The sequence below is a fragment of the Microbacterium sp. STRO-1N genome, from assembly GCF_057748015.1.
The window spans coordinates 452,988-477,551 of the sequence record NZ_CM173234.1 but is presented as its reverse complement, the minus strand read 5'-3'; the positions used below and the strand labels follow the sequence as shown (position 1 = coordinate 477,551).

Annotated in this window: 24 protein-coding genes; 9 read left to right on the top strand and 15 right to left on the bottom strand. The window is 68.9% G+C overall.

Annotated features, from left to right (window positions below):
* Nucleotides 1-1,485, bottom strand: a complete 1,485-nt coding sequence (locus AC3ANJ_RS02370) for a sugar ABC transporter ATP-binding protein (protein ID WP_488319215.1) — start codon at nucleotides 1,483-1,485, stop codon at nucleotides 1-3.
* Nucleotides 1,486-1,801: 316 nt separating this feature from the next.
* Here AC3ANJ_RS02370 and AC3ANJ_RS02365 point away from each other — a divergent pair, with 316 nt between their 5' ends.
* Both AC3ANJ_RS02365 and AC3ANJ_RS02360 read left to right on the top strand, forming a co-directional pair.
* The gene (locus AC3ANJ_RS02365; protein ID WP_406250613.1) at nucleotides 1,802-2,845 is read left to right on the top strand and encodes a substrate-binding domain-containing protein; all 1,044 of its coding nucleotides are present in this window, start codon (nucleotides 1,802-1,804) and stop codon (nucleotides 2,843-2,845) included.
* A 60-nt stretch (nucleotides 2,846-2,905) separates the two neighbouring features.
* Nucleotides 2,906-4,069 (top strand): Gfo/Idh/MocA family protein, encoded by a 1,164-nt coding sequence (locus AC3ANJ_RS02360; RefSeq protein WP_488318058.1) that lies wholly within the window; start codon nucleotides 2,906-2,908, stop codon nucleotides 4,067-4,069.
* Nucleotides 4,070-4,111: 42 nt separating this feature from the next.
* On the opposite strand, the gene AC3ANJ_RS02355 is transcribed toward AC3ANJ_RS02360, so the two are convergent.
* The 3 genes from AC3ANJ_RS02355 to AC3ANJ_RS02345 form a co-directional block, all read right to left on the bottom strand.
* The gene (locus tag AC3ANJ_RS02355; protein WP_406247185.1) at nucleotides 4,112-4,642 is read right to left on the bottom strand and encodes a GNAT family N-acetyltransferase; all 531 of its coding nucleotides are present in this window, start codon (nucleotides 4,640-4,642) and stop codon (nucleotides 4,112-4,114) included.
* A 44-nt stretch (nucleotides 4,643-4,686) separates the two neighbouring features.
* Entirely contained in the window at nucleotides 4,687-6,108 is a 1,422-nt protein-coding gene (locus tag AC3ANJ_RS02350; RefSeq protein WP_488319214.1) for a DHA2 family efflux MFS transporter permease subunit, read from the bottom strand.
* Nucleotides 6,109-6,233: 125 nt separating this feature from the next.
* The gene (locus AC3ANJ_RS02345) at nucleotides 6,234-6,791 is read right to left on the bottom strand and encodes a GNAT family N-acetyltransferase (protein ID WP_488318057.1); all 558 of its coding nucleotides are present in this window, start codon (nucleotides 6,789-6,791) and stop codon (nucleotides 6,234-6,236) included.
* Between the two features lie 49 nt (nucleotides 6,792-6,840).
* Here AC3ANJ_RS02345 and AC3ANJ_RS02340 point away from each other — a divergent pair, with 49 nt between their 5' ends.
* The gene (locus AC3ANJ_RS02340; RefSeq protein WP_488318056.1) at nucleotides 6,841-7,704 is read left to right on the top strand and encodes a phosphoribosylaminoimidazolesuccinocarboxamide synthase; all 864 of its coding nucleotides are present in this window, start codon (nucleotides 6,841-6,843) and stop codon (nucleotides 7,702-7,704) included.
* Between the two features lie 81 nt (nucleotides 7,705-7,785).
* The gene (locus AC3ANJ_RS02335; protein ID WP_488318055.1) at nucleotides 7,786-9,126 is read left to right on the top strand and encodes a uracil-xanthine permease family protein; all 1,341 of its coding nucleotides are present in this window, start codon (nucleotides 7,786-7,788) and stop codon (nucleotides 9,124-9,126) included.
* Nucleotides 9,127-9,237: 111 nt separating this feature from the next.
* Here AC3ANJ_RS02335 and AC3ANJ_RS02330 read toward each other — a convergent pair whose 3' ends face one another.
* From AC3ANJ_RS02330 to AC3ANJ_RS02285, 10 genes are all read right to left on the bottom strand, one after another.
* Entirely contained in the window at nucleotides 9,238-10,800 is a 1,563-nt protein-coding gene (locus AC3ANJ_RS02330) for a 5-oxoprolinase subunit B/C family protein (protein WP_488318054.1), read from the bottom strand.
* Between the two features lie 70 nt (nucleotides 10,801-10,870).
* A complete protein-coding gene (locus AC3ANJ_RS02325) occupies nucleotides 10,871-11,644 on the bottom strand; it encodes a LamB/YcsF family protein (protein WP_488318053.1) in 774 nt (257 codons plus the stop codon).
* Entirely contained in the window at nucleotides 11,641-12,234 is a 594-nt protein-coding gene (locus AC3ANJ_RS02320; protein WP_488318052.1) for a TetR/AcrR family transcriptional regulator, read from the bottom strand. The genes AC3ANJ_RS02325 and AC3ANJ_RS02320 overlap by 4 nt, the downstream gene beginning before the upstream one ends.
* 261 nt (nucleotides 12,235-12,495) lie before the next feature.
* Nucleotides 12,496-13,122 (bottom strand): response regulator transcription factor, encoded by a 627-nt coding sequence (locus AC3ANJ_RS02315; RefSeq protein ID WP_488318051.1) that lies wholly within the window; start codon nucleotides 13,120-13,122, stop codon nucleotides 12,496-12,498.
* Nucleotides 13,119-14,372, bottom strand: coding sequence for a sensor histidine kinase (locus AC3ANJ_RS02310; protein ID WP_488318050.1), 1,254 nt, complete (start codon nucleotides 14,370-14,372; stop codon nucleotides 13,119-13,121). The genes AC3ANJ_RS02315 and AC3ANJ_RS02310 overlap by 4 nt, the downstream gene beginning before the upstream one ends.
* A 155-nt stretch (nucleotides 14,373-14,527) precedes the next feature.
* The gene (locus AC3ANJ_RS02305; RefSeq protein ID WP_488318049.1) at nucleotides 14,528-15,526 is read right to left on the bottom strand and encodes a LacI family DNA-binding transcriptional regulator; all 999 of its coding nucleotides are present in this window, start codon (nucleotides 15,524-15,526) and stop codon (nucleotides 14,528-14,530) included.
* A gap of 71 nt (nucleotides 15,527-15,597) precedes the next feature.
* Nucleotides 15,598-17,031 (bottom strand): GH1 family beta-glucosidase, encoded by a 1,434-nt coding sequence (locus AC3ANJ_RS02300; protein WP_488318048.1) that lies wholly within the window; start codon nucleotides 17,029-17,031, stop codon nucleotides 15,598-15,600.
* A 5-nt stretch (nucleotides 17,032-17,036) separates the two neighbouring features.
* The gene (locus AC3ANJ_RS02295; RefSeq protein WP_406247203.1) at nucleotides 17,037-17,927 is read right to left on the bottom strand and encodes a carbohydrate ABC transporter permease; all 891 of its coding nucleotides are present in this window, start codon (nucleotides 17,925-17,927) and stop codon (nucleotides 17,037-17,039) included.
* Nucleotides 17,924-18,964 (bottom strand): carbohydrate ABC transporter permease, encoded by a 1,041-nt coding sequence (locus AC3ANJ_RS02290; RefSeq protein WP_488318047.1) that lies wholly within the window; start codon nucleotides 18,962-18,964, stop codon nucleotides 17,924-17,926. Before AC3ANJ_RS02290 ends, AC3ANJ_RS02295 begins: the two co-directional genes overlap by 4 nt.
* Nucleotides 18,965-19,064: 100 nt before the next feature.
* The gene (locus AC3ANJ_RS02285; RefSeq protein ID WP_488318046.1) at nucleotides 19,065-20,372 is read right to left on the bottom strand and encodes an ABC transporter substrate-binding protein; all 1,308 of its coding nucleotides are present in this window, start codon (nucleotides 20,370-20,372) and stop codon (nucleotides 19,065-19,067) included.
* Nucleotides 20,373-20,510: 138 nt separating this feature from the next.
* On the opposite strand from AC3ANJ_RS02285, the gene AC3ANJ_RS02280 reads away from it, so the two are divergent.
* The 4 genes from AC3ANJ_RS02280 (at nucleotide 20,511) to purQ (ending at nucleotide 23,108) form a co-directional block, all read left to right on the top strand.
* Nucleotides 20,511-21,041, top strand: coding sequence for an adenine phosphoribosyltransferase (locus AC3ANJ_RS02280; protein ID WP_406247209.1), 531 nt, complete (start codon nucleotides 20,511-20,513; stop codon nucleotides 21,039-21,041).
* Between the two features lie 34 nt (nucleotides 21,042-21,075).
* On the top strand, nucleotides 21,076-22,068 hold the full coding sequence (locus AC3ANJ_RS02275; protein WP_488318045.1) for an aldo/keto reductase: 993 nt from the start codon (nucleotides 21,076-21,078) through the stop codon (nucleotides 22,066-22,068).
* 87 nt (nucleotides 22,069-22,155) lie between these two features.
* Entirely contained in the window at nucleotides 22,156-22,404 is a 249-nt protein-coding gene (purS, locus tag AC3ANJ_RS02270) for a phosphoribosylformylglycinamidine synthase subunit PurS (protein ID WP_406247213.1), read from the top strand.
* Nucleotides 22,405-22,406: 2 nt separating this feature from the next.
* Nucleotides 22,407-23,108 carry a phosphoribosylformylglycinamidine synthase subunit PurQ gene (gene purQ / locus AC3ANJ_RS02265; RefSeq protein ID WP_488319213.1) on the top strand — a complete coding sequence of 234 codons (702 nt, stop codon included), beginning with the start codon at nucleotides 22,407-22,409 and terminating at the stop codon, nucleotides 23,106-23,108.
* A 15-nt stretch (nucleotides 23,109-23,123) separates the two neighbouring features.
* Here purQ and AC3ANJ_RS02260 read toward each other — a convergent pair whose 3' ends face one another.
* Nucleotides 23,124-23,549: a DUF1761 domain-containing protein gene (locus AC3ANJ_RS02260; protein ID WP_488318044.1), complete on the bottom strand. Its 426-nt coding sequence runs from the start codon at nucleotides 23,547-23,549 to the stop codon at nucleotides 23,124-23,126.
* 71 nt (nucleotides 23,550-23,620) lie between these two features.
* On the opposite strand from AC3ANJ_RS02260, the gene AC3ANJ_RS02255 reads away from it, so the two are divergent.
* A complete protein-coding gene (locus AC3ANJ_RS02255; RefSeq protein WP_488318043.1) occupies nucleotides 23,621-24,553 on the top strand; it encodes a 2-hydroxyacid dehydrogenase in 933 nt (310 codons plus the stop codon).
* Nucleotides 24,554-24,564 lie beyond the last annotated feature (11 nt).

Here is a 24,564-nt window from a genome sequence, read left to right as displayed (position 1 = left end):
TCACGCGGCGACTCCTTTCATGACGAGGTCGAGCACGCCGTGCTCGTCGATCTCCGATGCGGGAACTGTGCTGAGGACGCGGCCGTCGCCGATGACGAGGACCGAGTCCGAAAGGCCGAGGACTTCATCGATCTCGCTCGAGATGACGACGATGGCGTGGCCGGATGCCGCGAGTCGACGGATCAGCGCGTAGATCTCGGAACGCGCGCCGATGTCGACACCACGGGTCGGCTCGTCGAGCAGCAGCACGGAGCTGCCGTGCACGAGCCAGCGCGCGAGCAGGATCTTCTGCTGGTTGCCGCCCGACAGCGTCGCCGCCGGGCGATCGGGATCTGCGGGCCGCAGCTCGAGGGCGCCGATCTGCTCCTTCGTGACACGACGCTCGCTGCGCTCGTCCAGCCACGGGCCCTTGGCGAGGCGCGCGAACGAGGACAGCGTCACGTTCTTGAAGATCGGCTCTCCGAGGACGAGGCCCTGGGATTTGCGCTCCTCCGGACTGAGCCCGACTCCGGCGGCGACCGACGCGGCAACGGATCCACGCGGCAGGGTCTTCCCGGCGACTCTGACGGTTCCGCGCGATGCCCGGCGCGCGCCGTAGATGGTCTCGATGATCTCGCTGCGCCCTGAACCGACGAGGCCGGCGAGACCGATGATCTCGCCTGCGCGCACCGAGAACGACACGTCCTCGAACACCCCGGTCAGGCCGAGCCCTTCGACCTCGAGCAGCACGGGCGCGTCCGCGGCGATGGGCTCGGCCGGCGGGAAGACATTCTCCACCGAGCGACCCGTCATGTACTTGATCAGTTCGGCGGTGGGTGTGTCCGCCACCGGCAGGTTGCTCGCCACGGTCGAACCGTCCTTGAGAACCGTGATGCGGTCGCCGATCTGGCGGATCTCTTCGAGGCGGTGGGTGATGTAGACCACGGCGATGCCCTGCGAGGTGACCTCTCGCACGACGGCGAACAGGTTCCGGACCTCTTCGGAATCGAGAACCGCGGACGGTTCGTCCATGATGATGAGCTTCACGTCGTGCGACAGGGCACGAGCCATGCTGACGATCTGCTTCTCGGCGGCGCTGAGCGTGCCGACCTCGGCGTACGGCGACATCGAACCGTGACCGAGGCGCTGGAGCAGGGCTCGCGTCTGCTGGATGAGCTGGCGGCGGCGCGTGAATCCGAATCGGTCGAACTCATGCCCGAGGAACACGTTCTCTGCGACCGTGAGGCCGTCGACGACGTCGAGCTCCTGATACATCGTCGCGATCCCGAGTGAGATCGCGGCCTGAGGATGCTCGATCTCGACCGGCTCCCCCATCCAGCGGATCTCGCCGGCATCCGGCCGGTGGACGCCCGCGAGCGTCTTGATCAGCGTCGACTTTCCGGCGCCGTTCTGCCCGAGCAGGCAGTGCACCTCTCCGGGGCGCACGTCGAGTTCGACGCCGCGCAGTGCGCGCACGCCGACGAAGCTCTTCTCGACACCGCGCATCTCGAGTAATGCCGATGAATGGTCATCTTTGATCACGGGATGAACATAACACGGTCATATCATGAACGCGAGAGGCGATCCCGGGCTTCGGAGATCGCGAACCACTCACCCCCGACGAGCGTCGCTTCCTTGGAATTCAGGGACGGAACCGACGCCGAAATCACTTTTGTCTCAAGATCAACAAAAGCTGTCCGGATCGTGACATGTTCTGCTAGCTTGGCCCTCAGCACCGGTGCGTACCGATCCGGGCCTTCATCGCCCGCGCTCGCACCGCACGCATCTGCATCACATTTCAAGGAGGAAAGACATGCACGGCATGCGCAAACGCGGGCTTCGCCCGCTGATGGTCGGAGCGGCGGCCCTCTTCGCCGTCTCGCTGCTGGCCGGATGTACCAGCGACGGAACCGAGGGCGAAGAGGAACCAGCGGATCAGGGCACCACGAGCGAGGAGAACACGGCATCCGGCGACACGGTCGTCATCGGCTGGTCGGGACCGGAGGCCGACCACGGCTGGCTCGGTGCGATCAACACGGGCGCCATTGACGCCGCCGAAGGCTACGACGACGTCGAGCTGCGTCAGGCAGAAGGCACCAACGACGCCAACCAGCAGATCGCTGCCGTCGAGCAGTTCATCAACGAGGGCGTGGACGCCATCGTGCTCCTGCCGACCGACGGCGCTGCCCTGACCCAGGTCGCGCAGAAGGCGATGGATGCCGGGATCCCCGTCATCAACGTCGACCGCGAGTTCTCGAGCACGTTCGCATCGCGTGTCACGATCCTCGGTGACAACTACGGCATGGGCGTCAGCGCCGGTACGTACATCTGCGAGCAGCTCGACGGTCAGAGCGACGCCATCGTCGCCGAGATCGCCGGCATCGACTCCCTGCCCCTGACGCAGGATCGTTCGCAGGGCTTCAAGGATGCTCTCGAGGAGTGCGGTCTGGAAGTCGGCCCGCGCGTCGCGGCGGACTTCACCGTCGCAGGCGGAGAGAGCGCGACGTCGCAGCTGCTGTCGGCGAACCCGAAGATCGACGCGATCTGGAACCATGATGACGACCAGGGCGTCGGCGTGATGGCAGCGATCGACGCAGCCGGACGCGACGAGTTCTTCATGGTCGGCGGCGCAGGCAGCGTCAACATGATGGAGCGCATCGAGGCCGACGACAGCGTCATCAAGGCGACCGTCATCTATCCGTCGACGCAGGCCGCCGACGGCATCGCCCTGGCGCGACTGGTCGCGCAGGGCAAGACGATGAGCGACCTGGTCACCCCGAGCGTCCCGTATCGGATCGTTCTCGATGCCCCCGTCGTGACCAAGGACAACGTCGACGAGTTCATCGATCTCGCGTTCGAGTCCTGACCACCGCCCGCGGGGCGAGCGCTTCGGCGCTCGCCCCGCACTGTCTCCCCGGGAGGAAAGATGTCCACCGAGCTGCGCGTGGCGATGATCGGCCACGGATTCATGGGAGCGGCGCACTCCGTCGGCTGGCGTCAGGCGCCGGCGGTCTTCGAGCTCCCGCTGAGGCCGCGGATGGCGGTGCTCGTCGGAAGAGACGCCGACAAGACGGCCGCGTCAGCTCGCCAGTGGGGCTGGGATGAGACGTCCACCGACTGGCGGGCCGTCATCGAACGTTCCGACATCGACGTGGTCGACATCGTCACCCCGGGAGACTCCCATGCCGAGATCGCCATCGCCGCCCTCGCCGCGGGCAAGCACGTGCTGTGCGAGAAGCCGCTGGCCAATACGGTCGACGAGGCGGAGGCGATGCGACAGGCCGCACAGGATGCCGCCGCTCACGGCATCCGAGCCATGGTGGGCTTCACCTATCGTCGCGTGCCGGCTGTCACCCTCATGCGCGACATGATCGCGGACGGCCGCATCGGCACGGTGCGGCAGGTGCGCGCGAGCTACCGCCAGGACTGGCTCGCCGACCCCGAGTCGCCGATGACCTGGCGACTCGACAAGGAGCGCGCCGGATCCGGCGCACTCGGCGACATCGGGGCGCACATCGTCGACATGGCGCAGTTCGTGACCGGGCAGTCGCTGACGCAGGTCTCAGCGGCACTCGAGACGATCGTGGAGGAGCGTCCGCTTCTGGGCGAGGCGGTCGGACTCAGCGGCACCGCAGCCGACGAGCGGGGCAGGGTCACGGTCGACGACCTCGCCCTGTTCATCGGTCGGCTCGAATCGGGGACGCTCGCGAGCTTCGAAGCGACCCGCTTCGCCACGGGGCGCAAGAATGCGCTCGACATCGAGATCTCCGGAGATGCCGGTGCGCTGCACTGGAACCTCGAGGATCTGAACGCGCTCGACTTCTACGACGCGACGCGTCCCCCGCTCGAGCAGGGCTTCACCCGGATCCTCGTGACCGAACCCGAGCATCCTTATCTGGAGGGCTGGTGGCCGGCCGGGCACATGCTCGGATACGAGCACGGGTTCTCGCACCAGGCGAAGGATCTCATCGAGGCGATCGTCCACGGTCGCGAACCCCGGCCGACGTTCGCCGACGGACTGCACGTGCAGCGGGTGCTGGATGCCGTCGAGCGCAGCGCCTCGAACAGCGCGGTGTGGACCGAGGTCTGACCGCGCTCGCGATCACCGGGCATCGCCGGCGTCGAGGGATGGTCAGAGCTCGATCCAGTAGCGGCGCAGGCGCGGGTGTCCGGCATCCGCCGCGTCGATGACGTCTTCCAGCTCGCCGCCGGCTCCCTCGATCGTGCGGTAGGAGGCGGGGTTGTCGTCGTCGCAGGTGAGCAGGACGCGCTCGAAGCCGTCGGCGCGCGCGATGGCCAGCACCTGACGCAGGGCCGCCTTGACGATGCCCTCGCGGCGGCGCGATGGGATCACCGCGTAGCCGATGTGACCGCCGAACCGGCGCAGCCAGTCGTTGAGCTCGCGGCGGAAGGCGATGAATCCGACGACCTGATCGGCCTCGACGATCCAGAAGAAGTCGCACGGCACGTGACCGTCCGGAAGCTCGGCCTCAGGGTCGGCGTACCGGCGTGCCTTCTCGACGAACGCCTCGCAGGCAGCTCGATCGGGGACGAAGCCCTTGTCGTATCCGCCGCCGTCGATGTGGCCGCCGTCGAACTCGGCGACCGCGGCCGCCCAGGATTCGAAGAGGTCGGTCGTGGGGCGGGCGAGTTCGATCGTCATCGCTTCAGCACACCAGATGCGTCGTTCCGGCGCAAATGAGATGCTCAGGCCGCCGCGACCCTCGACCGGCCGCGGAGGAACATCACCGCCACCACGCCGAGCAGGATGAACGCCGCAGGCAGCAGCATGGTCTGCGCCATCGCGACCGCGAACGGCTCCGCCACGGCATCCGGCAGCGCCGCACCACCGAATCCGCCCGGCGCCTCGGCCGCACCGGGAAGGTTCGCCTCGATCCTGCTCTGCATGAAGGCGGCGATCGCCGCTGATCCGAGCACGGAGCCGATCGTGCGCATGGTGTTGTAGATGCCCGCTCCTGCACCCGCCTGGCGCGGAGGCAGGTTGCGGGTCGCGGTGGTGGCGAGCGGACCCCACATCCCGGCGTTGCCGACGCCGAGGATCGCCGAGGGGATGAGCATCCACAGCACGTCGGTTTCGGTGTCCATCATCATCGCGAACAGGAACAGCGAGACCGACACGAGCAGCAGGCCAGGCACGAGCATGAGACGCGGATCGATGCGATCGAGCAGCTTGCCCGCGAACGGCGACAGGAACCCGGCCATGAGCGCCATCGGGATCATCAGCAGCGCGGACTCGGTCGGAGTGAGGCCTCGGGCGAGCTGCAGGAAGAACATCAGCGGCAACGACTGCGCGGTCACCGTGAATCCGACCGTGACGATCGTGATGTTCGCCCACGAGAAGTTGCGGTCGTGGAACAGGCCCAGCGGCACGAGCGGCTCGTTCTTGGTGCGCGCCTGGTACCAGATGAACAGCGCGAGGACGACGACGCCGGTGACGATCAGCCCCCAGACCGAGATCGGACCCCAGATCGTGCCCCAGTCGTATGCCTCGCCCTCCTGCAGGCCGAAGACGATGAGGAACAGGGCGATCGCACTGAGGAAGACGCCGGGGATGTCGAAGCGGTGCGGATGCGTCTCGAGCCTTGGCACGTAGATGCACGCCAGCACGAACCCAGCGATCCCGACCGGGATGTTGATGAAGAAGATCGACTCCCAGCCGAAGCCGTCGACGAGGAATCCACCGGCCAGCGGACCCACGAGCATCGCAACCCCTGAGGCGCCGCCCCACAGTCCCATCGCCGCACCGCGACGGTCCGGCGGGAAGGTGCGGGTGATCACGGCCATGGTCTGCGGCGTCATGAACGCCGCACCGAGGCCCTGCACGGCGCGGGCCGCGATCAGTCCTTCGAGCGTCGTGGACAGGCCGCACCACAGGGATGCCGCGGTGAACACCGCCAGCCCGATGAGGTAGATGTTCTTGGGCCCGAATCGATCGCCGAGGCGGCCGGTGATGAGCAGGGGCACGGCGTACGCCAGCAGGTAGGCACTGGTGACCCACACGACGCGGTCGAGGTTGTTCGTCTCGGGGTCCAGCGCCGCCTTGATCGCGGGATTCGCGACCGAGACGATCGTGGTGTCGACCAGGAGCATGAAGAAGCCGATGACCATCGCCCACAGCGCGGGCCACGGGCTGCGGGGCTTGTGGCCGACCACGTAGGTACCGGTCGACGGAGTCGCGTCTGGGGTCACCCGGCAAAGCTACACCCGGCGGCGGACACCGCGGTGTCGACGGTTCAGCCCAGAATCGTCGCCCGCTGCGCGTCCGTCAGCGGACGATCGGAGTAGACCAGCCGGATCACCCCTGGGTCGGGATTGCCGGCATCCGGACCACGATGCACCAGCGCGAGGCCGACCTTCTCGGCGACGACGGCCGATGCACGATTGTGCTCGACCATGAAGGCGACGACCGGGGTCGCCGGGCGAAGAAGCCGCGCGGCGTCGACCGCCGCACGGGAGGTCTCGGTCGCGAAGCCGCGGCCATGATGATCGGCCGAGATCCGGTAGCCGAGGTTCCACACCGCTGCGTCCCCATCGCCGATCAGTACGCACCCGCCGTTGCCGACGATCTCACCGGTGCCGCGCAACGACACGATCCACGATGCGAGCCCCGCGGCATCCCATCCCCTGATCCAGCGCGCGATCAGTCGCTCCGTCGCCGGGCGCTCGCTGTGCCGCAGGGACGGATAGTGCTCCCACACGCGCGGATCGGAATAGATCCGATGGATGGCGTCGAGGTCGGCGGCTGTCGGGCGGCGCAGGATCAGCCGGTCTGTGAGGATCTCGTCGTGCATCGTCTTCGAGCGTATTCGAGGTGCCGCCCGTGTCTGGGATGATGGCCAGGTGAGCGAAGCGACGAGGATCCCCGGCTGGCGGCACATCTACTCGGGCAAGGTCCGCGACCTGTACGCCTCGGAGGATGCCGATGACCCGCGCATCCTCGTGGTCGCCAGCGACAGGGTGAGCGCGTTCGACTACGTGCTCTCGCCCGGCATCCCGCAGAAGGGCACTCTGCTCACCCGCCTCAGCCGCTGGTGGTTCGAGCAGCTGGACGACGTGCCGAACCACCTCGCCGAGGGCGAGATCCCTGCAGTGGTGGCCGATCGCGCGATGCTCGCGCAGTCGCTGGAGATGCTGCCGATCGAGTGCGTGGTCCGCGGCTACATCACCGGCACAGGATGGCTGGAGTACCAGGAGAGCGGAACCGTCTGCGGCATCCCGCTGCCGGTCGGCCTCGAGAACGGCGATCGTCTGCCGGAGCCTCTGTTCACGCCCGCGTACAAGGCTCCGATGGGCGAGCACGACGAGAACATCACGTTCGACCGCGTCGTCGAGCTCGTGGGCGAGGAGCGTGCCGTCGAACTGCGCGACACGTCGCTGAGCCTCTACGCCCGCGCTGCGGACGTCGCCGCGGCGAAGGGCCTGATCCTCGCCGACACGAAGTTCGAGTTCGGCACGGATGCCGAGGACACCCTCCGCGTCGCCGACGAGGTCCTCACGAGCGACTCGTCGCGGTACTGGGATGCCGAAGCGTGGGAGACGGGGACCACACCGACCGAGCGGATGGCGAGCTTCGACAAGCAGATCGTGCGCGACTGGCTGGCGTCGAACTGGGACAAGCAGGGCGAGCCGCCCGCCCTCCCTGATGACGTCGTGCAGCGCACCGCCGACCGCTACCGCGAGCTGATCGAGCGCCTGACCTCCTAGTTCCGCGTACTCAGCGAACGCCCAGGAATCGGTAGTGTTGCCCCAGCATCCCTCGCAGCCCCCGAACCCTGAGGAGCACCCATGCCCGTGTGGAAGATCCACGGCGACGGCCGCACCGTCGCACCCGGTCAGGTCGTCAAGCCCGAAGAACGACTGAGCTGGCCCGCGACGATCGCGATCGGCGCACAGCACGTCGTCGCGATGTTCGGTGCCACGTTCCTCGTGCCGATCCTCACCGGCTTCCCCGTGTCGACGACCCTGCTGTTCTCGGGCATCGGAACCCTGCTCTTCCTGCTGCTCACGCGCAACCGTCTGCCCAGCTACCTCGGTTCGTCGTTCGCGTTCATCGCGCCGATCACCGCCGTCAACGCCGGCAAGGCGCTCGAGACGCCCGAGCAGATCACGCAGGCGCTGGTCGGCGTGGTCGCGGCCGGCATCCTGCTCGCCGGAATCGGCTTCCTCGTGCAGGCCGTCGGCACCGGGTGGATCGACAAGCTCATGCCGCCCGTCGTCGCGGGGTCGATCGTCGCGCTGATCGGGTTCAACCTCGCCCCTGCCGCGTGGAACAACTTCCAGCTGCAACCCGAACTGGCCTCGGTCACTCTGATCGCCGTCGTGCTGTTCAGCGTGCTGTTCCGCGGGTTCCTCGGCCGGATCTCGATCTTCCTCGGCGTCATCGTCGGGTACATCGTGGCCCTTTTCACCGGCCAGGTGAAGTTCGACGGCGTCGCCGATGCCGCGTGGATCGGCCTGCCCGACTTCCACCTCGCCGCGATCACCGACCCGGCGGCCTGGGCGCTGGTGCCGATGTTCCTGCCCGTCGTCCTCGTACTCATCGCGGAGAACGTCGGACATGTGCGCGGTGTCGCGACGATGACCGAGGACCCGTCGATCAACAAGCACACCGGCCGCGCGCTGGTCGCAGACGGTCTCGCGACGACCATCGCCGGCGGCTTCGGCGGCTCGGGCACGACCACCTACGGCGAGAACATCGGCGTCATGGCCGCGACCCGCGTCTACTCGACGGCGGCGTACTGGGTCGCCGGCATCGTGGCGATCCTGCTCGCCTTCTCGCCCAAGGTCGGCGTCATCTTCAACACGATCCCCGCCGGCGTGCTCGGCGGCGTGACGACCGCGCTCTACGGCCTCATCGGCGTGATCGGGATCAAGATCTGGGTCGATAACCGCGTCGACTTCTCGCGCCCGGTGAACCAGTACACGGTGGCGGTCTCGTTCGTCATCGCGATCGCCGGCTTCGCGATGGGCTGGGGGAACTTTCAGCTCGGCGCGATCGTGCTCGGCACGGTCGCCGCCCTCCTGATCTATCACCTCGGCAACGCGATCGCGCGCTGGCGCAAGACCGGAGCGGACGACGGCGGCCCCATCCCCGCGGTCGGGCCGCTGGGCGGCGACCCGGAGTAATCCACTCCCCGCGGCATCCGAACGGGAGGAGAACGCACGATCCGGAGGATCCGGATCGACGTGCGGCTCCTCCCGTTCGTGCGTTCTCCTCCGGAGCGGACGGATGCCGGGTCAGACGATCCGGAACCGGACGCGCGCCCCCGGTGGCAGCTGGCCGGCGATGTCGAGCGCATGATCCGTGAGCGCGCCGATGATCGGATAGCCGCCGGTCAGCGGATGATCGGGCAGGAACAGCACCGGCTGCCCGTCCGGCGGCACCTGGATGGCCCCCGTCACCGCCCCCTCGCTGGGCAGTTCGCCCTCGATCGCACGCTCCAGCCCGCGGTCGCCGTGCAGCCGGACGCCCACGCGGTCGGACCGCGGCGAGACCAGCCAGTCCTGTTCGGTGAGGACGCGCAGCGCCGCAGGCGTGAACCAGTCGTCACGGGGTCCGAGCGTGATCGCCAGCTCGACGAGGTCGCCAGGTGCGGGCAGCACCCGCGGCACGACGAGGTCGTCGACCGCGCCGACGACCTCCCCGCCGATCGCCACGACGTCCCCGCCGACGAGCGGCGCCGGTCCGAGACCTGCGAGTGTGTCGGCCGAGCGACTGCCCAGAGCGGATGCCGCGGCCACCCCACCCCGCACCCCGATCACGTAGCGGATGCCGCGCTCCGGATGCCCGAGGTGCAACTCGTCGCCGTCCGACGTCGCGAAGGGCCTGCCGTGCGCGATCGAGCGGATCTCACCGGCGCCGGTCGTCACCTCGAGCTCGCCCACGGCTCCCGTGACGACCGCGACGCCGGATGCCTGGAACCGCAGCACCGCCGACCCGACGCATTCCAGCACCGCCGCCGTCGACGCGTTGCCGACAGCCCGGTTCGCGTCGCGCAGGGCCGTCCGGTCAACAACGCCGGATGACGAGACGCCGAGTGCCGCGTGGCCAGGTCGGCCGGCATCCTGCACGAGCAGCTGCAGCGGCGGCCGCACGATCTCGATCCCCCCGGACGGGGATCGCGGATCCTTCGTCGCGACGCGCGGGCCGGGTTCCGCGCCCGATGAGACAACCGGCGCAGCCCTCGCGCGCTCGAACCGCACCAGCGTGCCAGGCGACAGCAGCGCGGGCGGGTCGCGATCGATGTCCCACATCTCGGCATCCGTGCGGCCGATCAGCTGCCAGCCGCCTGGGGTCTCACGGGGGTACACACCGGTGAACGGCCCGGCGAGCCCGACGGACCCGGCCGGCACGCGGGTGCGCGGCGACGAACGGCGCGGCACGTCGAAGAGCGGGTCGTCGCTGACGGCATAGCCGAATCCGGGCGCGAAGCCCGAGAACGCGACGCGCCACTGGGCCGCGAGATGCCGACGCACGAGCTCCTCGGGCGACACCGCGAGCAGTCCGGCTGCCTCCTCGAGATCGGCACCGTCGTAGATTACAGGGACGATGGCCTCGCGGACGGGCGTCAGGTGATCGGCATCCGTCGTCATCGTCTCGAGCACGGCGGCGAGCGCGCCGGCCGACGTGCGCAGAGGGTCGTAGCGGACCAGCACGGTGCGCGCTCCGGGGACGCGCTCGACGATGCCCGGCACGTCGGCCAGTGCCAGGTTCCATCGCATCGCCTCATCGAGGTCGGCGGCTTCGACGAGCAGCGCGCGATCGGATGCCGTGAGGATGCGCATCAGCGACACGTCCATCCAGGTTGCGCATTCTGTCGCTCCGACGGCCCGAAAGCCATAGATTCTGCGATCCGAACGGCATCCATCATCACACTCCGACGAACGGGGCGATCGTCACGCCGGAGTCCGACAGCCGTCGGCGGATCTCGGCGGCCATCGCGACCGATCCAGGGCTGTCGCCGTGCACGCAGATGGACTGCGCGGACACCGCGTGATCCGTGCCGTCGATCGCGCGGATCACGCCCTCCGAAGCGAGACGCACCATCCGCTCGGCGACCACCGAAGGATCGTGCAGCACGGCATCCGACTGCGTACGAGGGACCAGCCGACCGTTCGGAAGGTACGCGCGGTCGGCGAAGGCCTCGGCCGCGACCGCGAGCTCTGCACGCTCCGCGAGGTCGAGCACGACGCCACCGGCCTGACCGAGCAGAACGAGGCTCCTGTCGATCGCCGCGATCGCGGCGACGACGGCCTTCGCCTGCCGTTCGTCGTGCGCGATCGTGTTGTACAGCGCCCCGTGCGGCTTCACGTAGGCGACGGTCCCGCCGACGGCGGAGGCGAGCCCGATCAGCGCCCCGAGCTGGTACTCGACGTGCGCCTGCAGCGTCGCCGGATCGATGTCGACCGCGACGCGCCCGAAGTTCTCGTGGTCGCGGTACCCGGGATGCGCGCCGATGACGACACCCGCGCGCACCGCCGCGGCGAGCGTGTCGCGGATCCCCTCAGGGCGGCCGGCGTGGAAGCCGCACGACACGTTCGCGCTCGTCACGATCTCGAGCATGCTCACGTCGTCGCCGACGATCCGGTCGGGTTCGTTCTCGCCGAGGTCGGAGTTGAGATCGATGGTGCGAACGGCGGTCATGATTCCTCGGCATCCAGGCCGTAGAGCCCGAGGACCCAGCGGCGCGCCCCTCCGATCGGGAACGTGTCGCCGACCGCGGCGTACTTGAGGACGATCCCCTCCAGCGTCGTGCGCAGCATCGCCTCCTCCAGTGCCGGATCGGCCGCACCGCGCTCCGCGAAGATGCCGCGGACGGCCAGCTCGGCAGCCGCAACGCCTTCGGCATTGCGGCCGGCGGCCTCGGCGAAGAAGCGCAGCTGCGCCGGGTCCTGCTGCATCGTCGAGACCGCACGGTGCAGCAGCAGGTTCGCGGATGCCGCGGCGAACGTCCCCTCGATGATCCCCCTCAGGCGGTCGTCCGCACTGCCGGTCCGCGCCGTCGGGAAGCCGATCAGCAGCCGGAACCAGCGATCGACGATCTCGCCGACGAGCTGGTCTTTGCCCCCGAAGTGGTAGTTGACCAGCCCCTGGGCGACGCCTGCTCGACCCGTGATCTCGGCGATCGTCGCGCCGTGCACTCCTCGCTCGGCGAACAGTTCGATCGCCGACGACAGGATGCTCTCCCTGGCGCGCTCGCGTGCCTGGCGGTTCTGCTCCTCGGAGCGCGCCATCCGGCATCCTTCCGGTCCATTTCCCATTCCCCCGGCTTCCCGCTATCGTACTCACTGAATGAGTGTTCAGTGATGCGCACGGACGTCGGGGAGGGCGTTGCGCATGAGGATGAACGATCGGACTCGACGTCGAGTCCGCGAAGCGCGTCGCACGGCACGTATCGGAGGGATACCGGCATGACGCGCCGGATGCTTCGTCTCTGACCTCATGATGAGGATGCTCGGTCTCCGTCGGGGGGCGGGATCGAGCATCCTCGGCGGTCAGCGGCGGATGATGCGCTGCTCGATCGCCGCCGCCACGGCGCCGGCACGCGTGTCGACGCCGAGCTTGGTGTAGATGTGCGACAGGTGCGACTTCACGGTCGCCTCCGACACGAACAGCGCTCTCGCCATCTCGCGGTTGCCCTGACCGTCGGCCAGGAGCTCGAGAACCTCGACCTCGCGCTCGGTCATCCGAGGCTCGGGAGAGGCCGCCCTCCGCATCAGCGTCGCGGCGACGGACGGTGCGAGCGCCGGCTCCCCCCTCGCCACCGCGCGGATGCCCGCGAACAGCTCGGCCGGCGGCGCATCCTTCAGGAGATACCCTCTGGCCCCGGCATCCAGCGCACGCAGGATGTCCGACTCGGTGTCGTAGGTCGTCAGCACGAGGACGGCGGGCGCCGGGTCCAGCGCCGCGAGCCGACGGGTGGCCTCGATGCCGCCGACACCGTCTCCGAGACTCAGGTCCATCAGGACGACATCCGGACGCTCTGCCGTGACGACCTCGACGGCGGATACCGCGTCTGACGCCTCCCCGACGACCTCGAGGTCGTCGCTGGACTCGATCAGCGCGCGCAGCCCCGCACGCACGACCGGGTGATCGTCGACCAGTATCAGGCGCAGACTCATCGCGCTTCTCCCTCTCCGAACACCGACGAGTCCGACCCCGCCATGAGGACGGATGCCGGGAACACCGCCGACAGCGTCGTCCCCTCGCCGGCCGCCGATTCGATCTCCAGCGTTCCGCCGACGGCGGCGATGCGCTCCTCGATGCCCTCCAGCCCACGACCGCGCCCCGACGAGCGGCGCTGACCGGCGCGCTCCCGACGGGCGACAGGGCGTGCGTCGAACCCCACGCCGTCGTCGCGGACGTCGAGGCGCAGTTCGTCCGGCTGAGCGGTAAGGCTCACCACGGCTCGCGTCGCGTGCGCATGCTCTGCGACATTCGCGAGAGCGCCGCGCACGGTGCGGATCACGGCAGCGGCGACGGGAAGCGGAACGTCGCGGATGACGCCATGGTTCTGGAAGGAGGCGTCGACGCCCGCGGCATCCGCCACGACCCGCTCGATCGCGGCCGGCAGCGAACCTGCGACGCCGTCGAGCTCGGCCGGCGCGAGGTCGCGCACGACGCGGCGCACCTCGTCGAGGCCGTCGCGCGCGGCATCCGCCGCGGTGCTCACCTGCGCACGCGCGGCGTCGGGACGTCGATCCCACTGCTGCTCGGCGGCCTGCAGCAGCAGATGGATGCTGGAGAGATCCTGCCCCACCGAATCATGGATCTCGCGCGACAGACGCGCCCGCTCTGCGAGCGCGCCCGCCCGATGCTCGGCGGCCGCGAGGTCGGATTGCGTCGCGGTCAGCTCGTCGACCAGCTGCTGTCGGGCTCTGGCCTCGCGATCCAGCGCACGGTAGGCGACGACCGTCGCGAAGGCGATCCCGATCGGACCGGCGATCATCGTCGGGTCTGGTTCTTCGGCCAGTCGGAGTTCCGCGGCGATGACCACGGCCGTCATGGCGGCGACCACGGCCGAGGCGGGCCAGAACGGCAGGATCTGCAGCACCGCGAACGCCAGCGGCACGGCGCACCACGCGAACGACGGGGCCGTAAGGGTGAGCACGACCCACAGCGCCACCACGACGAGGGTCCATGCCGACGGCCACACGCCGCGCCGCGGGACGAGCGGCCGCAGCAGGGCGACGATCGCGAGCAGTGTGGCACCGGCGAGGACGAGCGGCATGGCCTCGGCATCCTCATGGCGCAGCGCGTAGCGCACCGCGCATACGACGATCAGCGCGAGAAGGACGACCTGCAGCGCGCGCCCGAAGCGCACGGGCGCCAGGATGCCTCGCGCGCCGTCCGGCTGCTCGGGTGAGGTCATGGTCCTCAGCCTACGGACGACGGATGCCGAGGCACATCATCCGATCGGCTACCGACGCACTGTGGCCGACGTGTCACGAACGGTGTGACGATTCACGGTCGGATCCGGTGAATCCGTTCGTGAATCGTCACACCGTTCGTGATTCGTCGCGCCGGCTACGCCGAACCGCGCACGACGAGCTCGGTCGGCAGGATCGTCGTCCGCTCCGGCGAGCCGCCCGCGAGGTGCGACAGCAGGACAGCGGCCATCGTCTCGCCCTGCTTGTACATGGGCTGGCGGACCGTCGTCAGCTGAGGGTCGGTCGAGAGCGCGACAGAGGAGTCGTCGAATCCGACGACGGCGACGTCGTCCGGCACCCGCAGCCCCGCCGCGCGCAGAACGCCCATCGCGCCGCGGGCCATCAGGTCGCTGCCGGCGAAGATCGCGTCCGGAGCACCGGCGGCGAGGATCCGGCGCGCGGCATCGGCACCACCGGACTCGCTGTAGTCGCCCTCCGCCTCGGCGAACGGCGAGAGCCCGGCATCCGCCAGCGCAGCGCGAAAACCCTGTACGCGATCCTGCGCCGCGAGCATCGTGAGCGGGCCGGTGATGGTCGCGATGCGCGTGCGGCCGGTGTCGATGAGGTGCTGCGTGGCGAGGCGTGCACTGGCGACGTTGTCGACGTCCACGACGTAGTCGGAGTCGCGCAGATGGAACGCCCGGCCGCCGAAAACCACGGGTACGGCATCCGCGATCCGATCGATGTACGCGTCGCTGGAGTGGTGCGAGACGATCAGCGCACCGTCGACGCCGCCGTTGCGGACGAAGCTCGTCATCTTGTCGCCGGGGTCGTCACTGGCGATGAGGAGGTTGAGGAGATAGTCCGATCCGCCGAGCGCACCCGTGATCCCTGCGACGATCGCGGCGAAGAACGGGTCGCCGAAGAACCGCGTGGTGTCCTCGGGGACGATCAGCGCGATCGCGTGCGTCTGCCGCGACGCCAGCGAGCGCGCCGCGCGGTTGGGCACGTAGTTCATCTCGGCGATCGCCCGTTTGACGGCGTCGAGCGCCTCGGGGCTGACCGCGGTCGACCCGTTCACCACCCGCGACACCGTGGATCGCGACACCCCCGCGGCCGCCGCAACCTCTTCGATCGTCGCCCGTGGTGCCGTCATCGCACGCTCTCTTCCATTCGCCCATTCTGGCCCCATCGACGCGCAGGGAGGCTCCCCGGCCCCCGCGCGCCTCAGAGCGAGCGAGCGGCGATGACCCGTGCGTACTCCAGCGCGGAGTCCTTGAGGCTGCGCTCCTGGGTGTCGTAGTCGACCCGGACGATGCCGAAGCGCTTGTCGTAGCCCCACGCCCACTCGTAGTTGTCGAACAACGACCAGTAGAAGTATCCGCGCACGTCGACCCCGGCATCCGCGGCATCCAGGACGGCACCGAGGTGCAGGCGGAGGAACTCGGCACGATCCCCATCGTGCACGCGCGTCTCGCCGTCCTCGACGACCGGCTCGTCGTCGTACGCCGCACCGTTCTCGGTCATGTACAGGACGACGCCCGCCGGCTCGGCGTACTCGATCCACACCCGCTGCAGCAGACGCGTCAGCCCCTCGGGCTGGACCTCCCAGTTCTGCGCGGTGCGGGGCAGGCCCCGCTCGACGGAGTGGATGCCGGCGTCCGACGGGTAGGGGCTGCGACCCTTGCGCTCGGTGCGGGGGCCACCCGAGACCGGTGGCACCTCGGGCGCCGTACCCGACACGTAGTCGCCGTGGTAGTAGTTGACGCCCTGCGTGTCGATGCGCTCCGAGATCGTCGCGAGGTCGCCCTCGCGGATCGCCGACTCGAAGTGCGCCACGGCCTCGGCATCCACCGCTCGGATGTCCTCGACGATGTCCGCCGGATAGGCGCCGCGGTAGATCGGGTCGAGGAACCAGCGGTTGAACTGCCCGTCGATGCGCCGGGCGGCGTCGACGTCGGCCGGGTTCTGCGGGTCCACCGGGTCGGCGACCGTGTGGTTCAGGGTGATCCCCAGATTCAGCGACGTGTCGCGCGAGCGCAGCTCCTGCACGGTCGCGCCGTGTGCGAGCAGCAGATGGTGGGACGCGAGCAGCCCCTCGGCGACGCTGGTGTGCCCCGGCGCGTGTTCGCCGCCCGTATAGGAGAGGAACGACGAGCACCACGGCTCGTTGAGCGTCGTCCACACGTTCACCCGATCGCCCAGCGCGTCGTGCATGGTGCCGGCGTACTCGAGGAAGCGGTCGACCGTGTCGCGGTTCGTCCAGCCACCGGCATCCTGCAGCGCCTGCGGCATGTCCCAGTGATACAGCGTGAGCCAGGGCAGGATGCCGGCCCCGAGAAGCTCATCCACCAGACGGCTGTAGAAGTCGACGCCCTGCGCATTGACGGCTCCCCCGTCCGGCCGCACCCTGGACCACGACGTGGAGAAGCGGTACGTCTGCAGGCCGAGGCGCTTCATGAGCGCGACGTCCTCCGGGTAGCGGTGGTAGTGATCGCACGCCACGTCGCCGTTGTCGCCGCCCATGACGGCTCCGGGGACGCGGGCGAAGGCATCCCAGATCGACGCCGTCCGCCCCTCCTCGAAGGCCGCGCCTTCGATCTGATACGCCGCGGTCGCTGCACCGAAGAGGAAGTCGTCCGGGAACGGCCGAGAAGTCATAGGGGTCATCCTTTCACCGCGCCGGCCATGATGCCACTGACCAGCTGCTTGCCCGCCACCACGAAGAGGATGAGCAGGGGCAGGGTCGCGAGCACCGCACCGGCGAGCACGATCGAGTAGTCGACGTAGTACCCGGACTGCAGCTGGCTGAGCGCCGTCTGCAGGGTCGGGTTCGAGGGGGAGAGCACGATCAGCGGCCACAGATAGTCGGTCCAGGCCGTCATGAACGTGAACAGACCGAGGATCGCCATGGCCGGCCGCGCGGCCGGGACGCCGACGGTGAGGAACGTGCGGAACTGGTTCGCACCGTCCATGCGCGCCGCCTCGATGAGCTCATCCGGGATCACGTCGACGAGGTACTGGCGCATGAAGAAGACGCCGAACGCCGTGACGAGGGTCGGGACGATGACGGCGCCGATCGATCCGGTCCAGCCGAGTTCGCGCATGAGCATGAACAGCGGGATGATGCCCAGCTGCGTCGGGATCGCCATGGTCGCGATGACGAACACCATGAGCCCGTCACGACCCTTGAAGCGCAGCTTCGCGAACGCGTAGCCGGCGAGCGTCGAGAACGTCACGACCGAGATCGTGATGATCGTGGAGATGATGACCGAGTTGCCCAGTGCCAGCCAGAACGGGATGGCGTCGAACACCTGCGCAGCGTTGGTGAAGAAGTTCCCGCCGGGGATCAGCGGCAGGGTCTCGCCGCGGGTGGAGTTGTCTCCGGAGGCGACCACGACCGACCACCACAGCGGGTAGACGCTGCCGATGAGGAACGCGGCGAGGAGGCCGTACGTGAGGAATCCGGGACGGCTGCCGATCCCGGCGGTGCCGCTGCTCGTGCTGCGTCGGCGGCGGATGCGCTCCGGCACGCTCATGGCCTGCGTGGCGGTCATCGGGCATCCTCCTTGGTGAGGTTCTTGCGCGCAGCGCGGCGGGCCGCGCGATTGCGCTGCGGTGCGTCACCGGATGCGATCCCGCGCGAGATGAGGAAGTTGATCACGCCGATGGCGACGATCAGCAGGAACAGCAGGATCGCCACAGCGGATGCCTCGCCGAGGTCCCGGCGGAAGAATGCGAGTTCCCAGAGGAACAGCACCGTGGTCTGGAACTGACGGTCGCTGCCGCCGATGCCGCCGGCCGTGGAGGCGTCGAAGAGTTTCGGCTCCGCGAAGATCTGCAGCCCGCCGATCGTCGCCGTGATGATGACGAAGATGAGGGTCGGTCGGATGGTCGGGATCGTGATCGAGAAGAAGCGGCGTGCGGCACCCGCGCCGTCCAGCGCCGCGGATTCGTACAGGTCACGCGGCACCGCCTGCATGGCCGCGAGCAGGATGAGGGCGTTGTAGCCCGTCCAGCGGAAGTTCACCATGGTGGCGATCGCGATGTGCGACAGGAACGTGTTGTGCTTCCACTCCAGATCGGCGATCCCGATGAGGTTCAGCAGATTGTTGGCGAGACCGTCGGCCTCGTTGAACACGCTGGAGAAGATGATGGCGACCGCGACGGGGGTCACGACGAACGGGATCAACACGCTCATCCGCCAGAAGGTGGGTGCACGCAGACCGCGGTCGAGCAGGTACGCGATCACGAGCGCGACGCACAGCTGCGGGATCGCGGAGAGCAGGAAGATGCTCAGCGTGTTGACGATCGAGTTCCAGAACATCGCATCGCCGAGGATCTCGGTGAAGTTCGCGAACCCGACGAACGGGCCCTCGCCCTTGAGGAGATCCCACTCGTGCACGGCGACGTACACGGTGTAGACGAGCGGGAACAGGCCGAGCAGTCCGAACAGCAGGAAGAACGGCGACACGTAGAGATACGGCGAGGCGTTCTGATCGAACCGCGAGACGCGGTGGCGCCAGGAGCGGCGGGCGGCGGGCCGGGCGGATGCCTCGGCCACGCGCTCCTCGGGCGGAGCAGTGAGGGTCATGGTCTTTCCCGTCTGGGGCGATCGGACGTGGCTCCGGTCGCAGTCCGTGTCGTTCTGGCGGAGCCGAGACGACACGAACTGCGACCGGAATGAAGTGGTGTCAGCCGACGAGCTCGTTCAGCAGGGACAGCGCCTGGTCCCAGGCGCCCTGCGTGTCGGTCTCGCCGCGATCGAGCGCGCTCAGCGCCGGACCGAAGACGTTCTCCTGGATGACGGAGTCGTCCGGGCCCTTGAACTGCGCGACGACGCCCTTCGCGCGCTCGGCGAGGATGGCACCGGTCGGCGCGTCGTTGAAGAACTCGTTCGGCGTCGCGTCGGCCGCAAGGGTCTCCTGCGCCTCGACCGTCGACGGGAAGTTGCCCGCTGCAGTGGACTGCTTGACCTGCTGCTCGGGCTGGGTCAGCCAGTCGGCGAGCTCAGCGGCCGCCTCCTTGTGCTCGGAGCTCTCCGGGATCGACAGCCAGGCGCCGCCCCAGTTGGCCGCGCCTCCGGGGAAGACATCGGCGAAGTCCCAGCCGGTGGAGGCATCGCCGCCGCCGGCCTCGACCTGACCCTGGACGACGCCCAGCATCCAGCCGGGGCAGACGAACGTCGCGAAGGTGCCGTCGACGAACGACTTGCCGCCGTTCCAGTCCCACGCCGCCTGCGCGGCGGACTGGCCGCCTTCGGTGGCGGCACCGAGAAGCTCGAAGCGCTCCTGGAGCAGGTCGTTGCCCTCGACGTTCAGTTCGCCGTCTGCGGTGTAGTAGCCCTCGTCGAGCTGGTTGACCATGGAGTTCCAGACGAAGCCGGAGTGGTCGTACCAGGCCTTGCCGGTCTTGTCGGTGTACTCCTGGCCGACCGTGAAGTAGTTCTCCCAGTCGCCGTTCAAGAGCTCGGCGACCGACTCGCGGTCGCTCGGGAGGCCGGCGGCCTCGAAGGCGGCACCGTTGTAGCAGATGCCGGACGGACCGACGTCGGTGCCGTAGCCGATGACGCGGCCTTCGGCATCCGTCGCCTGGTCGTACTTCCAATCCACCCAGTCGCCCTTGCGGTCCTCGATGCCGTATTCGGTCAGGTCGACGAACGTGTCGGAGACCTCCATGATCGCTCCGAGCCAGCCCTCTTCGATCGCGACGATGTCGCTGAGGCCGGAGCCGGCCGCGATCTTGGTGAAGGCGTCGGTGCGGGCGTTGCCGCCGGTATCGATGTTGGTCGCCTCGATCGTGACGTTCGGGTGCAGTTCCTCGTACTCGTCGTACAGGTCCTCGTAACCGAAGGTGCCGAACGTGGTGATCGTCAGCGTGACCTCTTCGTCCGAGCTCCCCTCGGCCGGTTCGTTGCTGCCGGAGCAGCCGGCGAGTGCCAGGGCTGCGACGGAGGCGACGGATGCGGTGACCAGCATCCTGCGCGTGGCGCGTGTGTTCACGGTGTCACTCCTTTGTGCGGAATCTGTTGCGGTGGTGTCGTGCTTCGGGATGCCGTGGGAGCGCTCCCACGAACTGAGGAGTCACTCTATGGGAGCGCTCCCACGCCTGTCAAGCCCGACCCGGGATAGCCTTGATCGGTGCCCGCCACCGAACTCTCCCCCGCCCTCACCCGCGCCGCGTCGCTGATCCGCAGCATCCCGGACTATCCGGAGCCCGGGATCGTCTTCCGCGACATCACTCCGCTGCTGGCAGATGCCGAGGCGCTACGCGCCACCACGGACGCGATCCTCGAGCCATTCGCCGGACAGTTCGACGTCGTCGCCGGCATCGAGGCACGCGGGTTCATCCTGGCCGGGGCCGCGGCGATCGCCGCAGGGGTCGGACTGATCCCGATCCGCAAGGCGGGCAAGCTGCCCCGACCAGCGGCATCCGTCGACTACGCCCTGGAGTACGGAACCGCCACGATCGAGATGCACGACGATCTGCCCGCCGGATCCCGCGTGCTGCTGATCGATGATGTGCTCGCCACCGGAGGCACCCTCGCGGCCGGCCGCCAGCTGGTCGAGCGTCTCGGCAGCCACGTCGCCGGCATCTCTGTGCTGTTCGAGATCGACGGTCTCGGAGGCCGCGATGCGATCGGCGACCTGCACACCGTCTTCCACGCCTGAGCACCGCCGGCGAGCGGCCGGTAGCGTGGGGACCATGCAGCAACGCGCACTCGGACGAACCGGCCGTGACGTCTCGGCGATCGGCCTCGGAACCTGGCAGCTCGGCGCGGACTGGGGCGCGGTCGATGAGAACGACGCGCTCGCGGTGCTCGAGACATCCGTCGCGCACGGCGTGACTCTGTTCGACACCGCCGATGTGTACGGCGACGGACGCAGCGAGTCGCTCATCGGGCGCTTCCTCGCCGCTCGGCCCGACCACGGGATCACGGTCGCCACGAAGATGGGCCGTCGCGTCGACCAGGTCGCCGAGAACTACACGCTCGAGAACTTCCGCGCGTGGACCGCGCGCAGCAGACGGAATCTCGGCGTCGACGCCCTCGACCTCGTGCAGCTGCACTGCCCTCCCACCGACGTGATCACCGCCGACCGCACCTACGACGACCTCGACCGGCTCGTCGACGAGCAGGCGATCGCCGCATACGGCGTCTCGGTCGAGACCTGCGAGCAGGCCCTCGCCGCGATCGCACGGCCGAACGTGACGAACGTGCAGATCATCCTCAATCCGTTCCGCCTGAAGCCGCTCGACGAGGTGCTGCCGGCCGCCGCCGAGGCCGGGGTCGCGATCTTCGCCCGCGTCCCGCTCGCCTCAGGACTCCTCAGCGGCCGCTACACCCGCACGACGAGCTTCGCGGCCGATGATCACCGCTCGTACAACCGGCAGGGCGAGGCGTTCGACCGCGGAGAGACGTTCTCGGGTGTCGACTACGAGACCGGACTGCGCGCCGCCCGCGAGCTCGCCGAGGCGCTGCCGGATGGCGTGCCGCTCGCCGCGGCATCCCTTGCCTGGATCGCCAGCCGGCCGGGTGCGACGTCCGTCATCCCCGGAGCGCGCAGCACGACTCAGGCGTCCAGCAATGCGGAGGCCACGGCTCTGCTGGAGGATGCCGCCCTCATCGCGGACTTCGACGCCGCCGTGCGGGACGTGTACGACAGGCTGCTGCGCGCAGACATCCATCCGCAGTGGTGACACCGCTGCGGACTCGGGCGCCGTTCGGACCGCGGGAAGGCCAGTAGACTGGCCGTGCCCGCCTTCCCGCGACTTCCGGAGCCTCGAATGCCCACCATCGTCGTCGACGTCATGCCCAAGTCCGAACTGCTCGACCCGCAGGGGAAGGCCGTCTCCGGCGCGTTCGCGCGCATCGGCGTCGAGGGCTTCAGCGATGTCCGCATCGGCAAGCGCTTCGAGCTCACGGTCGAGGGCGAGGTCACGGACGAACTGCTCGCCGAGGCCAAGCGCGTGGCCGAGGACGTGCTCTCCAACTCCGTGATCGAGGACGTCGTCGGCATCGAGGTCGTCGAATGAGCATCCGGATCGGAGTCATCACCTTCCCCGGTTCACTGGACGACCGCGACGCGCAGCGCGCGGTGCGCCTCGCCGGCGCCGAACCGGTCGCGCTCTGGCACGGCTCGCACGACCTCGAAGGCGTGGATGCGCTCGTGCTCCCCGGCGGCTTCAGCTATGGCGACTACCTGCGATCGGGCGCGATCGCCGCGCTGTCGCCGATCATGACGGAGGTCAAGGATGCCGCGGCGAAGGGCCTCCCCGTGCTCGGCATCTGCAACGGCTTCCAGATGCTCGTCGAGGCGCACCTGCTGCCCGGCGGACTGATCCGCAACGACCACCAGCACTTCGTCCGGCGCGACCAGAAGCTGACCGTCGAGAACTCCGACACCGCCTGGACCAATGCATTCCGCACGGGCCAGGAGATCGTCATCCCGCTGAAGAACGGCGAAGGCGGTTACATCGCCTCGGAGGAGACCCTGGATCGCCTCGAGGGCGAGGGTCTCGTCGCCTTCCGCTACGCGGGTGTGAACCCGAACGGGTCGCTGCGCGACATCGCCGGTGTCACGAACGAGGCCGGGAACGTCGTCGGCCTCATGCCGCACCCCGAGCACGCCACAGAGCCCGGGTTCGGGCCCGACACCGCCACCGCGATGCGCAGCGGCGTCGACGGGCTGGACTTCTTCACCAGCGCTATCGCCGCGGTCGCGCGCGTCGCCGCGTAGAACCTCGTCGAGGGATCAGAGCTCAGGCGGCCACACTCCGATGATGACCGCCATCACGGCGATCGTCACCAGCTCGTGAGCGATGTTGAGCGTCGTGAGCTGCGTCGAACGCCCCTCGAACGCGTCGTGCGTGATGAACCGCGCGCCGGTGAAGCCGCCCCACAGCATGATCGCGGTCACGAACGTCGCCGAGAAGAACGACCCCTGGTAGAAGTGCCAGGCGATCGCGGCTGCGCCGGCCAGCACCCAGGCGGTGCCGAAGCTCACGAGCACGGTCGTGACCATCGGCCACAGCGGACCCCGCGACGGATTGTCCAGGTCGACGTGTGCGAGCTTCGCCCAGCGGTTGCCGAACACGCGCGGCGAGTACCAGATCGCGCCGACGATCATGCTCGACACCGTCGCCAGCAGCACGGCCCAGTAGTTGATCTCGGGAATCATGGCGGCATCCTCACGTCGAAGCGTGACCCCGACGCTACTCCGGGTCGGTGCCCCGAGGATAGGCTCGAGGGGTGAGTCTCGTCGTCACCGTTCCCACCGCCCGTCTCGCGTCCGACGTCGGCCCTCTTCCCGATGGGGTCGAGGTCCTGGTGTGGGACATGCAGTCACCGGCCCCGCGCGAGCGTCTCGACATCGTCGTGCCGCCGTACATGGACACGGCTGAGGCCCTCAAGACGTTGGACGGCGTCGACGTCGACCTGCTGCAGGGACAGATGATCGGCTACGAGAGCGTCATCGACAGGATCCCGGCGGGCGTGCGCTTCGCGAACGCCGCGACTGTGCACGAGACGGCGACCGGCGAGCAGGCGCTCGCGCTCGCGCTCGCCGCGCAGCGGCACATCCCCGATTTCGTCCGCTCGCAGGACCGCGGCGCCTGGGAGCGGCTGTGGTCGCCCGGTCTCGCCGACCGCCGCGTGCTGCTGATCGGCTTCGGCGGCGTCGGCCAGGCGGTCGCCGAGCGTCTGGTCGGCTTCGAGGTGGACTTGACGGTCGTGGCTCGGAGCGCACGCACGGTCGAACACGACCGCCTCGGCTCGGTCGACGTGCACGCGATCGACGAACTGCCCGCGCTGCTGCCGCAGGCCGAGATCGTCATCCTCGGACTCCCCTACACCCCCGAGACACGCCACCTCATCGACGACGCCGCACTGTCCGCCCTGCCGGACGGCGCGCTCGTCGTGAACGTCGGCCGTGGCGCGCTCGTCGACACCGACGCACTGGTGGATCACGCGACCCGCGGGCGCATCCGCGCGGCGATCGACGTCGTCGACCCGGAGCCGCTCCCGGACGGCCACCCGCTGTGGAGCCTGCCCGGCATCCTGATCGCGCCGCACGTCGGCGGATCCTCCGACGCCATGCACCCGCGCATCGCCCGGGTCGTGCGCACGCAGATCGAGCGTATGCTGGCGGGCGAGCCTCCCATCAACATCGTCCGCGGCGCCTGATCATCCGGCGT

Bases quoted from the DNA above. Each gene is read 5' to 3' on its own strand.
- AC3ANJ_RS02370 (WP_488319215.1), bottom strand. From the start codon at position 1,485: ATGCGCGGTGTCGAGAAGAGCTTCGTCGGCGTGCGCGCACTGCGCGGC.
- AC3ANJ_RS02365 (WP_406250613.1), top strand. From the start codon at position 1,802: ATGCGCAAACGCGGGCTTCGCCCGCTGATGGTCGGAGCGGCGGCCCTC.
- AC3ANJ_RS02360 (WP_488318058.1), top strand. From the start codon at position 2,906: ATGTCCACCGAGCTGCGCGTGGCGATGATCGGCCACGGATTCATGGGA.
- AC3ANJ_RS02355 (WP_406247185.1), bottom strand. From the start codon at position 4,642: ATGACGATCGAACTCGCCCGCCCCACGACCGACCTCTTCGAATCCTGG.
- AC3ANJ_RS02350 (WP_488319214.1), bottom strand. From the start codon at position 6,108: ATGGTCATCGGCTTCTTCATGCTCCTGGTCGACACCACGATCGTCTCG.
- AC3ANJ_RS02345 (WP_488318057.1), bottom strand. From the start codon at position 6,791: ATGCACGACGAGATCCTCACAGACCGGCTGATCCTGCGCCGCCCGACA.
- AC3ANJ_RS02335 (WP_488318055.1), top strand. From the start codon at position 7,786: ATGCCCGTGTGGAAGATCCACGGCGACGGCCGCACCGTCGCACCCGGT.
- AC3ANJ_RS02330 (WP_488318054.1), bottom strand. From the start codon at position 10,800: ATGGACGTGTCGCTGATGCGCATCCTCACGGCATCCGATCGCGCGCTG.
- AC3ANJ_RS02325 (WP_488318053.1), bottom strand. From the start codon at position 11,644: ATGACCGCCGTTCGCACCATCGATCTCAACTCCGACCTCGGCGAGAAC.
- AC3ANJ_RS02320 (WP_488318052.1), bottom strand. From the start codon at position 12,234: ATGGCGCGCTCCGAGGAGCAGAACCGCCAGGCACGCGAGCGCGCCAGG.
- AC3ANJ_RS02315 (WP_488318051.1), bottom strand. From the start codon at position 13,122: ATGAGTCTGCGCCTGATACTGGTCGACGATCACCCGGTCGTGCGTGCG.
- AC3ANJ_RS02310 (WP_488318050.1), bottom strand. From the start codon at position 14,372: ATGACCTCACCCGAGCAGCCGGACGGCGCGCGAGGCATCCTGGCGCCC.
- AC3ANJ_RS02305 (WP_488318049.1), bottom strand. From the start codon at position 15,526: ATGACGGCACCACGGGCGACGATCGAAGAGGTTGCGGCGGCCGCGGGG.
- AC3ANJ_RS02300 (WP_488318048.1), bottom strand. From the start codon at position 17,031: ATGACTTCTCGGCCGTTCCCGGACGACTTCCTCTTCGGTGCAGCGACC.
- AC3ANJ_RS02295 (WP_406247203.1), bottom strand. From the start codon at position 17,927: ATGACCGCCACGCAGGCCATGAGCGTGCCGGAGCGCATCCGCCGCCGA.
- AC3ANJ_RS02290 (WP_488318047.1), bottom strand. From the start codon at position 18,964: ATGACCCTCACTGCTCCGCCCGAGGAGCGCGTGGCCGAGGCATCCGCC.
- AC3ANJ_RS02275 (WP_488318045.1), top strand. From the start codon at position 21,076: ATGCAGCAACGCGCACTCGGACGAACCGGCCGTGACGTCTCGGCGATC.
- purS (WP_406247213.1), top strand. From the start codon at position 22,156: ATGCCCACCATCGTCGTCGACGTCATGCCCAAGTCCGAACTGCTCGAC.
- AC3ANJ_RS02260 (WP_488318044.1), bottom strand. From the start codon at position 23,549: ATGATTCCCGAGATCAACTACTGGGCCGTGCTGCTGGCGACGGTGTCG.